We start from the raw sequence: 12,205 nt of genomic DNA, 5'->3' as shown, positions 1-12,205 counted from the left end.
GCGGTGACGATCGATACGGCGTGTTCGTCGTCGTTGGTTGCGTTGCATTTGGCGTGTCAGTCGTTGCGGTCGGGTGAGTCGACGTTGGCGTTGGCCGGTGGTGTGACGGTGATGCTGACGCCGGGGACGTTCGTGGAGTTCAGTCGGCAGCGTGGGTTGGCGGCGGATGGGCGTTGCAAGGCGTTTTCGGATGATGCGGACGGCACGGGGTGGGGTGAGGGTGTCGGGATGCTGCTGGTGGAGCGGCTGTCGGATGCGCGGCGTAACGGGCATCCGGTGCTGGCGATTGTTCGCGGGTCCGCCGTCAACCAGGACGGCGCGAGCAACGGTCTGACTGCGCCGAACGGACCCTCACAACAGCGCGTGATCAAGCAGGCACTTGCATCGGCTGGATTGACGGCTGATCAGGTCGACGCCGTCGAGGCGCACGGCACGGGGACGTCCTTGGGTGACCCGATCGAGGCGCAGGCTCTTCTGGCCACGTACGGGCGAGAGCATTCTGACGATCGGCCGTTGTGGCTGGGGTCGGTGAAGTCGAATCTGGGTCATACGCAGGCGGCGGCGGGTGCGGCTGGTGTGATCAAGATGGTGTTGGCGATGCAGCATGGTGTGCTGCCGCAGAGTCTGCACGTGGGTGAGGTGTCGTCGCATGTGGACTGGTCGGCGGGCGCGGTGTCGCTGCTGAGCCAGGAGCAGGTGTGGCCGGAAACGGGGCAGCCGCGTCGGGCGGGTGTGTCCTCGTTCGGCTTCAGCGGTACCAACGCGCACATAATTTTGGAGCAGGCATCTCCTGTTGAGGCCGTTGAGGCCGAGGAGGAGGAGCCGGAGGTCGCACCTGAGTCGCCGGTGATGTCCTCGGTGGTGCCGCTGGTGTTGTCGGCTCGGACGGCGGAGGCTCTGCGGGGTCAGGCTGAGCGGTTGCGGGTGCATCTTGCTGCGCGCGCGGAGCTGGACGTCGTGGATGCGGGCTATTCGTTGGCTACGGCGCGGTCGGTGTTTGAGCATCGTGCGGCGTTGGTGGTGCGGGGCCGCGAAGGAGTGTTGGAGGGGCTGGACGCGCTCGCGCGCGGGGAGACCCCGGGCAGCGCCACGGTCGGTGTGTCGGCGGGTCCTGGCGGCAAGGTCGCGTTCTTGTTCGCGGGGCAGGGCAGTCAGCGGCTGGGGATGGGGCGTGAGTTGTATGACTCGTTCCCGGTGTTCACGGCGGCGTTCGACGCTGTGTGTGTGGAGCTGGACCGGCACTTGGATCGTCCGCTGCGGGAGGTGGTCTTCGCGGCTGAGGGTTCCGGGGAGGCTGGTCTGATCCATGAGACGGGGTTCACCCAGCCGGTGCTGTTCGCGGTTGAGGTGGCGTTGTTCCGTCTGGTGGAGGCGTGGGGTGTGCGGCCGGATTTCGTGGCTGGGCATTCGATCGGTGAGTTGGCGGCGGCGCATGTTGCGGGTGTGTTGTCGTTGGCGGATGCGGCTGTGTTGGTTGCGGCGCGTGGTCGGTTGATGCAGGCGCTGCCGAGTGGTGGGGCGATGGTGGCGGTGCAGGCTAGCGAGGCGGAGGTGCTGCCGCTGCTTGCGGGCCACGAGGCCGACGTGAGCATTGCGGCGGTGAACGGCCCGAACTCGCTAGTGGTCTCTGGGAGCGAGCACGCGGTCCTGGACATTGCCGCACTCCTGGAGGCCGATGGTCGCCGGATCAAGCGGCTGACGGTCAGTCATGCGTTCCACTCGCCGCTGATGGACGGCATGCTGGCGGAGTTCCGGAAGGTGGCGGAGGGTCTGGAGTTCCATGCTCCTCGCATTCCGGTCGTCTCGACCCTGACCGGGGTGCTCGCCTCGGCGGAGGAGCTGTGCTCGCCCGAGTACTGGGTGCGCCATGTCCGCGAGGCCGTCCGCTTCCATGACGCCGTCCAGGCTCTGGAGGCCGAAGGCGTCCGTACGTTCCTGGAGTTGGGCCCGGACGGCACGCTGACGGCCATGGCCCAGGGCTGCCTGGACGACGACGTCGCGGCCGAGGTCGTGCCGGTCCTGCGCCGGGACCGTGGCGAGGCGGAGAGCTTGACGGCGGCCGTGGCCGGGTTGCACGTGCGCGGGGTGAAGGTGGACTGGGAGGCGGTGTTCGCCGGGCGTGGTGCGCGGCGTGTCGACCTGCCGACGTATGCCTTCCAGCGGGAGCGGTTCTGGCCGCGTCCGTACACCGGGTGGGTCGGCGATGTCGCCTCGGCCGGCCTGGGGTCGGCCGACCATCCGCTGCTGGGCGCGTCGGTCGCTCTGGCGGACGGGGACGGCCACCTGTTCACCGGGCGCCTGTCGCTGGAGATGCATCCGTGGTTGGCCGACCACGCTGTCGGCGAGATGGTGCTGCTGCCGGGCACGGCCTTCGTCGAGCTGGCGATCCGAGCCGGCGACCAGGTCGGCTGCGACCGCCTGGAAGAACTGACACTGGAGGCACCACTGATCCTGCCCGACAAGGGCGGGATCCAAATCCAGGTATGGGTGGGGACCCCGGACGACTCGGGTCGGCGCACCGTCAGCCTGTACTCCCGGGCCGAGGATGCGCCCGCCGACCAGCCCTGGACCCAGCATGCCGTCGGGCTCCTCACCTCAGGTGCGGCAGTTACCGCGTTCGACGCGGCTGAGTGGCCCCCGGCGGATGCGGAGGCCCTAGCCGTCGACTTGCTCTACGAAGGCTTCGCAGCCGCTGGGTTCTCCTACGGGCCGGTGTTCCAGGGCCTTCGGGCGGCATGGCGGCGCGGCCGTGAGGTGTTCGCCGAGGTTGAGCTGCCGGAAGAGAGCTGGGCGCAGGCTGGCCAGTTCGGTCTGCACCCGGCGTTGCTCGATGCGGCGCTGCACGCGATCGGTCTCGGTGGCGTCCTGGAGGACACCGGGCAGGCCAGGTTGCCGTTCGCGTGGTCCGGGGTCTCCCTGCACGCGGCGGGCGCCTCCACCTTGCGGGTGCGGATCGCACCGCAGGGCCCCGATGCGGTCTCGCTCGCCGTCGCCGACGGCACGGGAGCCCCGGTGGCCTCCGTGGAATCCCTCGTGCTGCGGCCGTTCGCAGCCGACCAGCTGTCGGCCGGGCGCATCGCCCATCACGAGTCGCTGTTCTGTATGGACTGGTCGGCGGTGACGATGCCGAGCGGATCTCTGACCGGCTCTGCCACCGACCGCTGGGTTGTGCTGGGCAGCAACAACACCCTGGGCCTCGGCCAGGTGGCTGAGTACGTCGACGCATGTGCGTTGGCCGAGGCGGTCGCCGCTGGAGCCACGGCGCCGGACACCATCGTCGTGCCGTTCGTCGTCGCGGGGGTCGACGCCGACGCCGATGCGGACGTCGCCGGGACGGCGCACCAGCGTGCGCACGAGGTGCTGGCCCTCCTTCAGCAATGGCTGGCCGAGGACGCCTTCGCCCCCTCGCAGTTGGTCCTCGTCACCCGGGGCGCGATTGCCACCCGGGTGGGCGACGAGGTGGCGGATCTCGGGTCGTCAGCGATCTGGGGCCTGGTGCGTTCAGCCCAGTCGGAGAACCCCGGCCGCATCGTCCTGGTCGACCTCGATGAGGACGCCGCTTCGTGTGATGCGCTGCCTGCCGCGATTGCTTCGGGCGAGCCGCAGTTGGCGATACGGGCGGGCGTGGCCTACGCCGCGCGGTTGGCGCGGCTGCCCGTGGCCGCTGACGCCGCGCAGGTGGCCCTGGACCCCGAGGGCACGGTGCTCGTCACGGGTGCGACGGGTTCGCTGGGCGGACTGATGGCCCGTCATCTGGTAGCGCAGTACGGTGCACGGCGTCTGCTGCTGGTGTCGCGTCGGGGTCGGGCTGCCAATGGCGTGGCCGAGTTGGAGGAAAGCCTGCAGGAGCTGGGCGCGGAGGTGACGGTGGCGGCGTGCGATGTCGCGGACCGCGACGCGCTGGCCGCGCTCCTGGACTCGGTGCCCGCTGCACACCCGCTGACTGCGGTCGTCCACACGGCCGGTGTCCTGGATGACGGCGTGATTTCCTCGCTGACCCCGGAGCGGATCGACGGCGTGCTGCGTCCGAAGGTGGACGCGGCCTGGCACCTGCACGAACTGACCGCGGACCTCGACCTGTCGGCGTTCGTCCTCTTCTCCTCCGCGGCCGGGGTGTTCGGCGCTGGTGGCCAGGGCAACTACGCAGCAGCGAACGCCTTCCTGGACGCTCTGGCCCAGCACCGGCGCGCGCTCGGCCTTCCCGCCACCTCCCTGGCCTGGGGCCTGTGGGCCGACGAGGGCGGCACGGGCGGCATGGGCGGCGCCCTGGGCAGCTCGGACGCCCAGCGGATGGCGCGAGGCGGCGTGGCCGCGCTGTCGCCGGCAGAGGGATTGCACCTGTTCGACGTCTCCGCAGGGGCGGACGAAGCGTTGCTGGTGCCCATCCGGCTCGACCTGGCGGGTCTGCGAGCGCAGGCCGACTCCGGCATGCTGCCGCCGCTGCTCCGCAGTCTGCTACGGATGCCGCTGCGGCGGACGGCTGAAGCGGGCATGCGCTCGGGCGGCAACTCTCCGCTGGCGCAACGGCTCGCGGCTCTGCCCGAGGCCGAGCGTGAGGCGGCGCTTCTCGAGGTGGTTCGTTCCGAGGCCGCCGCGGTGCTGGGCTACGCCGGCTCGCACGCGGTGGACGCCGACCGGGCCTTCAAGGACCTCGGCTTCGACTCGCTGACGGCGGTCGAGCTGCGCAACCGCCTGAACGCAGCCACCGGCCTGCGCCTCCCGGCCACTCTGGTCTTCGACTACCCCAATCCGGCCGCCCTCGCCGATCTGCTGCGTGGCGAGGTGCTGGGCACTCTGCCCTCCGACGATGTCCCGGTCCGGACAGCGGTCGCCACCGATGACGACCCGATCGCCATCGTGGGCATGGCCTGCCGCTTCCCGGGCGGTGTGGCCTCGCCCGAGGACCTGTGGCGGATGGTCGCCGACGGTGTCGACGGCGTCTCGGGCTTCCCCGGTGACCGCGGCTGGGACGTCGAAGCCCTCTACGACAGCGACCCCGATCAGCAAGGCGCCTCCTACACCCGCGAGGGTGGCTTCCTGCACAACGCCAGCGAGTTCGACCCCGGATTCTTCGGGATCTCGCCGCGCGAAGCCGTGTCGCTGGACCCGCAGCACCGGCTGCTCCTGGAAACCTCCTGGGAGGCATTCGAGAGCGCAGGCATCGACCCGAACTCGGCCCGTGGCAGCCGGACCGGAGTCTTCGCCGGGGTGATGTACCACGACTACGGATCGCTGCTGCTCAGCGCGGCCGAGGACTTCGAGGGGCACGTCGGCACCGGCAGCTCCGGCAGCGTCGCCTCCGGCCGGGTGTCCTACACTCTCGGGCTGGAGGGCCCCGCCGTCACCATCGACACGGCCTGCTCCTCCTCCCTGGTGGCTCTGCACCTTGCCGTGCAGGCACTGCGGTCGGGCGAGTGCACGATGGCGCTGGCCGGAGGCGTGACCGTGATGGCCACGCCCGGCACGTTCGTGGAGTTCAGCCGGCAGCGGGGCCTCTCTGCTGACGGGCGTTGCAAGGCGTTCTCGGACGACGCGGACGGCACGGGGTGGGGTGAGGGCGTCGGCATGCTCCTGGTGGAGCGGTTGTCGGACGCGCTGCGCCACGAGCACCCGGTGCTGGCGATCGTTCGCGGCAGCGCGGTGAACCAGGACGGTGCCAGCAACGGCCTTACCGCCCCCAACGGACCCTCCCAGCAGCGGGTGATCCGGCAGGCCCTGGCCTCGGCGGGGCTGACGGGTCAGCAGGTCGACGCCGTGGAGGCGCACGGCACCGGCACCAGGCTCGGCGACCCGATCGAGGCGCAGGCGCTTCTGGCCACCTACGGCCAGGGGCGCTCCGAGGACCGGCCACTCTGGCTGGGCTCGCTGAAGTCCAACATCGCTCACACGCAGGCCGCCGCCGGCGCCGCCGGGATCATCAAGATGGTGCTGGCGATGCGGCACGGCGTGCTGCCGCAGACCCTGCACGTCGGGGAGCCGTCCACGCACGTGGACTGGTCGGCGGGCGCTGTCGAGCTGCTGACCGAGGCACGGCCGTGGCCGGAGACCGGGCAGCCGCGCAGGGCCGGGGTGTCCTCGTTCGGCTTCAGCGGAACCAATGCGCACGTCATCCTCGAGCAGGCTCCCCTCGCGGCAAAGGAGCCGCAGCCGTCGACCGAGCAGACCGACATCTCGCCGCAAGCCTCGGATGCCTCCACGGCTGCCTCCACGGCGCTGCCGTGGGTGCTGTCGGCCCGCTCGGCGGAATCCCTGCGCGGCCAGGCCGAACGGCTGCTGGCGCGCCTGGACGCCGAGCCGGACCTCGACGTTGCGGATGTCGGGTTCTCGCTCGCGAGGACACGGGCGGTACTCGAGCACAGGGCCGCAGTAGTGGGCGCGGACCCGGTGGAGCTGCGCCGGGGCCTGGAGGCTCTGGCACGAGGGGAGTCGGCGGCGAAATTGGTGCGCGGCACGGCCGGGTCCTCGGGCCGGTCGGCCTTCCTCTTCGCGGGGCAGGGCAGCCAGCGCGTCGGCATGGGAGCCGAACTGTATGCGGCGTTCCCGGTGTTCGCTGAGGCGTTCGACGCGCTCTGTGCGGAGCTGGACAGGCATCTGGAACGTCCGCTGCGGGAGGTGGTCCACGCGGGGGAGAGGTCTGCCCAGTCCGATCTGATCCACCAGACCGTCTACGCTCAGCCCGCGCTGTTCGCGGTCGAGGTGGCGCTGTTCCGGTTGCTGGAGTCATGGGGTGCGCGCCCGGAGTTCCTGATGGGGCACTCGATCGGCGAGTTGGCGGCCGCACATGTCGCAGGTGTGCTGTCGATGGCCGACGCTGCGGCGCTGGTATCCGCTCGTGGCCGATTGATGCAGGAACTGCCCTCCGGTGGCGCGATGGTGGCGGTGCAGGCCACCGAGGCTGAGGTGCTGCCGCTGCTTGCCGGTCGCGGGGATCAGGCGGCCGTCGCGGCAGTCAACGGCCCGGCGTCGGTCGTGGTTTCGGGCAGCGAGGACGCAGTTCTCGCGGTTGCTGCGCATTTCGAGCGGCAAGGCCGGAAGACCAGGCGGCTGACCGTCAGCCATGCCTTCCACTCGCCGCTGATGGACGGCATGTTGGCCGACTTCCGCAAGACAGCGGAGGGCCTGGAGTTCCACGAGCCGCGCATCCCGATCGTCTCCACCCTGACCGGTGCGCTCGCCTCGGCAGAGGAGTTGTGCTCGGCCGAGTACTGGGTGCGGCACGTCCGCGAGGCCGTCCGTTTCTGCGACGCCGTGCGGACCTTGGAGGGTGAGGGTGTCCGGACCTTCGTGGAGCTCGGCCCCGACGGAGTACTGACCGCTCTGGCCCAGGACTGCCTGGCCGGTGAGACGACCGGCGACGCCGCCTTCACGGCGACGCTGCGCCGCGACCGCTCCGAGGCGGAGACGTGCATGGCCGCCCTGGCCCAGCTGCACGTTCGAGGCGGCAAGCCGGACTGGCCGGCCGTCTTCGCCGGGCGCGACGCCCGGCGTATCGACCTGCCCACCTACGCCTTCCAGCGCGAGCGCTACTGGCCCAAGGCATACGCAGGACACCCCGGTGACGTCACGGCGGTCGGGATCGGCTCGGCCGACCACCCGCTGCTCGGTGGCTCCGTGGCCCTGGCGGATGCCGAAGGCCACCTCTTCACCGGCCGGCTCGCTCTCGACACCCATCCCTGGATCGCCGACCACACCGTGATGGGCGCGGTGCTGCTGCCGGGCACGGCCTTCGTGGAGCTGGCGATCCGGGCCGGCGACCAGGTCGGCTGCGACCGGCTGGAGGAACTGACGCTGGAGGCGCCGCTCGTCCTGCCCGAGCATGGAGCCGTCCAACTGCAGGTCGCCGTCGGCGCGCCGGACGATTCCGGGCGGCGCCGGCTCAGTCTGCACTCGCGACCGGAAGGCGCTCCGCTCGACCTGCCCTGGACCAGGCACGCCACCGGCGTGGTGTCTCCCGGCACGCCGGGCCGGACCTTCGACCTGGCCGAGTGGCCGCCGCAGGGCGCCGAGGCGGTGTCGGTGGACGGCCTGTACGCCCGCTTCGATGCGCTCGGCTTCAGCTACGGCCCTGCGTTCCAGGGGCTGCGCGCCGTCTGGCGCCGCGACGGTGAGCTCTTCGCCGAACTGGCGCTGCCCGAGGAGTCCGCCGGGCAGGCCGCCGCGTTCGGCCTGCACCCGGCCCTCCTTGATTCCGCGCTGCATACCCTGGGCCTCGGCGGATTGCTCCAGGACACCGGGAGCGGACGGCTTCCCTTCGCCTGGAGCGGTGTGTCGCTGCTCGCCGCAGGGGCGTCCGAGCTGCGCGTGCGGCTTCGCGCCGTCGGGCGCGACGCGCTGGCACTGGACGTGGCGGACGCCACCGGAAGCCCGGTGGCGTCCATCGACTCCCTGGTGCTGCGCCCGATCTCCGCCGAGCACCTGGTCCCGGCCGGCAGCGGTCACCACGATTCGCTGTTCCGCCAGGAGTGGGTCAGCGTGCCCGCCCCCGCCGGACCCTCCTCGGCCGCCGCGGGCTGGGCCGTGCTGGGCCCGGACGGCTCGGCGGTGACCGCCGCACTACGGAGCGCCGGCGTCCTTCCCGCCGCCCACCCGGACCTCGCCTCGCTGCTCGGGGCGGTGGCAACGGGTGCGCCGATGCCCGGGAGCGTTCTCGCGCTCTGCCCGGCCGGCGCCGACACGGGCCAGGACGTCGCTACGGCCGCGCACCACGCCGCACATCGGGCGCTGGAGCTGGTCCAGGCATGGCTCGCGGAGGAGCTCACCGGCGCCTCGCGGCTGGTCCTCGTCACCCGAGGTGCCGTGTCCACCGGACCGGGAGAGGACGTACCGGACCTGGCCTCAGCCGCCCTCTGGGGTCTGGTGCGCTCGGCCCAGACCGAGAACCCCGACCGCTTCGTCCTGCTCGACCTGGACGACGACGCGGAGTCGTACCGGGCACTGACTGCTGTGACGGCCGTCGACGAACCCCAACTCGCCCTGCGTGCGGGAACCCTGCTAGCCCCTCGGCTGGCTCGGGTGGGCCCGGCGACTCCGCCGGCCCCGGCCGCCGCCCCCGACCAGCCCGGCTGGGACCCGTCCGGCACCGTGCTCATCACCGGCGCCACCGGATCGCTGGGCCGGCTGCTGGCCAGGCACCTGGTCGCCGAGCGCGGCGTGCGCCACCTGCTGCTGCTCTCCCGCCGGGGCGACCAGGCCGAGGGCGCCCCCGAACTGCGCCGGGAGCTGACCGAACTGGGCGCCGACGTCCGCCTCGCCGCCTGCGACGCGGCCGACCGCGACGCCGTCGCCGCGCTGCTCGCGGCCGTGCCCGACGAACACCCGCTGACCGCCGTGGTGCATGCCGCAGGCGTCCTCGACGACGGAGCCGTTCCCTCCCTCACCGCGGAGAGGGTCGACCGGGTGCTGCGCCCCAAGGCGGACGCGGCCTGGCACCTGCACGAGCTGACGCAGCATCATAACCTCGCGTCCTTTGTGCTGTTCTCCTCGGTCGCTGGCGTCCTCGGCGCGCCCGGGCAGGCCAACTACGCCGCCGCCAACGCCTTTCTGGACGCCCTCGCCGAGCACCGGCGCGCTCAAGGCCTCGCGGCGACCTCCCTGGCCTGGGGGCTGTGGGCGGAAGGCGACGGCATGGGCGACCGCCTTGGCGAGGCCGACCTCCAGCGCCTCGCCCGCGGCGGCATCGCCCCGCTGTCCCCGCAGGACGGCCTGGCCCTGTTCGACGCTGCGGCCGAAATGGACACTGCGGTACTCATCCCGGCCCGGCTGAACCTCGCCGGCCTGCGGGCCCAGGCCGCCTCCACCGGGCAGGTGCCGGCGCTGCTGCGCGGCCTGCTGCGCCTCCCCGCCCGCCGGGCGGCCAACACCGGGCAGGCCTCGGTTGCCGCGCTGCTCGATCGACTCGCCGGATGCTCGGCGCAGGAGCAGCACGGCATCGTCCTCGACCTGGTGCGCGTCCAGGCCGCCGCCACGCTCGGCCATCCGGGACCGGAGGCCGTCGACGCCGAACGGGACTTCCTGGAGCTGGGCTTCGACTCGCTCACCTCCGTGGAACTGCGCAACCGCCTCAACGCGGCGACCGGCCTGAGGATGCCGGCCACGCTGCTGTTCGACCACCCCAACCCGAGGGCCCTGGCCGACCGGGTGCGGGAGCAACTCGCCTCGGCCGGTACCCCCGGCGCCGATGCCGCTACGGGTCCTGCCGCCGACCGCCCCTCGGGCAGCATCGGGGTGATGCTGCGGCATGCCACCGAGAGCGGCAGGAGCCAGGAGTTCATGGAGCTGCTGTTCGCTGCCTCCCGCTTCCGGCCCTCCTTCGACACCGCCGAGGCGACCCGCCAGTCAATGGACCTGATCCGGCTGTCCGAAGGCCCTGAAGGCCCCGCCTTGATCTGCCTGCCCTCCCTGCTGGCTATCTCGGGTCCGCACCAGTACGCCCGTCTGGCCGCGGCCTTCCGCGGCAGGCGCGCGGTCTCCGCGCTCCCGCTGCCCGGCTTCGTGGACGGCGAGCCGCTGCCCGCCACCGCGGAGGCGATCCTCGAACTCGGCGCGCAGGCCGTCCTGCGGGCCACCGGGGGAGGCCCGTTCGTACTCCTCGGGCACTCCACCGGTGGTCTGCTCGCACAGTCCACGGCTGCCAGGCTTGAGGAACTGGGCGCGAGCCCGTCCGGTGTCGTCCTGGTGGACACCTACCCCTTCGACGGCGACGGCCGGGCCGAGGACCTGCTCCCGGTCCTGGCCGGCGCGATGCTGGCGCGCGAGGGCGCCTACGTCCCGATGGACGACGCCCGACTGACCGCCATGGGCGGCTACATCCGGCTGTTCGCCGACCGGGAACCGGCCGAGATCGCCGCGCCCACCCTCTTGGTCCGCGCCACCGAGCCGCTCACGGCCCCGGGCCACGGCGTCGGCGGGGCCGCACCGGAGGCGTCCGGTGCGCGGGAGTCCTGGCCCCAGGCGTCCGGACCGCAGTCGTCCTGGCCGCTGGAGCACACCACCCTGGACGGCCGGGGCGACCACTTCACCGTCATGGAGGAGCACGCCGCCGAAACCGCCGCGCTGATCGAGGGCTGGCTGCGCGAGGTGTGCTGAACGCGCCGCGACGAGCGGCGCCCCCGTACCGCCGTCCCGGCCCGCCTTCCCCCGCGGGCCGGGACGGCTTGGCAGTCGGCTGTAGTCCACTGCCGAAGTCAAATTGATGATGTGTCACACAGTAAGGGAACGAGGGACCGATGACCGCGCCGTCCAGCACCGAGTACGACCTCTGGATCCGCCGCTTCCACCAGGCTCCGGACAGTAAGGTGCGCCTGTTGTGCCTGCCGCACGCCGGTGGCTCCGCGAGCTTCTACCACCCGGTCTCGGCGGCGCTGTCGCCCGGGATCGAAGTCCTCGCGGTCCAGTACCCCGGGCGCCAGGACCGCAGGTCCGAGCCGAGCGTGGACAGCATCGGCGAGCTGGCGGACCTGGTCCACCGGATGGTGCGCCCGCTGGACGACCGACCGCTGGCGATCTTTGGCCACAGCATGGGCGCGGTCCTCGGCTTCGAGCTGGCCCGTCGGCTCGAAGCCGACGGGCAGCCGCCCGCTGTGCTCTTCGCCTCCGGACGGCGCGGTCCCGGAACATACCGCGAAGAGTTCGTCCACCGGCGCGACGACGATGGTGTGGTGGCCGAGTTGAAGACGCTCAGCGGCACCAACACGGCGCTGCTCGGCGACGAGGAGATCCTCCGAATGATCCTTCCGGCCATCCGGAACGACTACCGGGCCATCGAGACCTACCGCCGCGAGCCGGGCGGACCACTGAGCATCCCCATCGTTACCCTGATCGGCGACGACGACCCCAAGTCGACCGTCGACGAGGCCCGCGCCTGGTCGGACGAGACCACGGGGGACTTCTCGATCCGGGTCTTCCCGGGCGGCCACTTCTACCTCGCCGCGCACCAGAAGGCGGTGCTCGCCGAGATCACCGAGCGGCTGACGACCTACGTCGGCTGACCGCACAGCAACGGCGACCAAGCCCCCCAGCGGGTGGGGCCTGGTCGCCGATCGCTGCCTCGGAACCTGCTGGGTCAGGCCGAGTTGGCGCTGCCTGTCGTCGCCAGGAACAGCTCGCCTGGTAGGTCGCTGCGTCGGGTGACGTTGAGTTTGCGGTAGACGCGGGTGAGGTGTTGTTCGACGGTGCTGACGGTGATGAACAGGTCGCGGGCGATTTC

The 12,205-nt window shown here is 71.8% G+C and carries 3 protein-coding genes; 2 read left to right on the top strand and 1 reads right to left on the bottom strand.

The window, feature by feature from the left end; genetic code table 11:
- Positions 1 to 11,085: type I polyketide synthase (locus tag ABIA33_RS37715; protein WP_370088689.1), on the top strand; the 11,085-nt coding region annotated here is incomplete at its 5' end.
- Between the two features lie 140 nt (positions 11,086 to 11,225).
- Positions 11,226 to 11,987 carry a thioesterase II family protein gene (locus ABIA33_RS37710; RefSeq protein WP_370088687.1) on the top strand — a complete coding sequence of 254 codons (762 nt, stop codon included), beginning with the start codon at positions 11,226 to 11,228 and terminating at the stop codon, positions 11,985 to 11,987.
- 74 nt (positions 11,988 to 12,061) lie between these two features.
- Here the strand turns inward: ABIA33_RS37710 and ABIA33_RS37705 are convergent.
- Positions 12,062 to 12,205: LuxR C-terminal-related transcriptional regulator (locus ABIA33_RS37705; RefSeq protein ID WP_370088691.1), on the bottom strand; the 144-nt coding region annotated here is incomplete at its 5' end.

Origin of the sequence: Streptacidiphilus sp. MAP12-16, assembly GCF_041262165.1 — a bacterium.
In the GTDB taxonomy this organism is placed as follows: domain Bacteria; phylum Actinomycetota; class Actinomycetes; order Streptomycetales; family Streptomycetaceae; genus Streptacidiphilus.
Note: the sequence above shows the minus strand (reverse complement) of the source record. Positions and strands in the feature narration are given on the sequence as shown.

Excerpts from the sequence above, each read along its gene's own strand:
- ABIA33_RS37710 (WP_370088687.1), top strand. The coding sequence starts at position 11,226 with ATGACCGCGCCGTCCAGCACCGAGTACGACCTCTGGATCCGCCGCTTC.